General features: G+C 57.8%; 1 pseudogene. It reads left to right on the forward strand.

What is annotated here, in order from left to right:
* A pseudogene (locus tag SB725_RS32890) lies at positions 1-249 on the forward strand (topoisomerase); the annotation flags it as partial.

Consider the following 249-nt stretch of genomic DNA (forward strand, 5'->3'; position numbering starts at 1 on the left):
CTCACATGCCTATCTGGATCGGAAGCAGGTGGAGTCGTTCGGGCTGCGGCTCGACGGCGACAAGTTAGTCACACCTATTCGCGACGCTGACGGGAGGGTGTGGAGCCTGCAATATGTGGACCCGAGGGGCAACAAGCTCTACGAGAAGGGTGGTCAGAAAGCAGGGCATTTTCACGTGCTTGGCGACATCAATGCCGGCAAGACGATTCTCTTCGGGGAGGGTTACGCGACATGTGCGTCGCTGCATAT

It is taken from the genome of Pseudomonas sp. SIMBA_041, from assembly GCF_046535095.1.
GTDB lineage: Bacteria > Pseudomonadota > Gammaproteobacteria > Pseudomonadales > Pseudomonadaceae > Aquipseudomonas > Aquipseudomonas mucoides.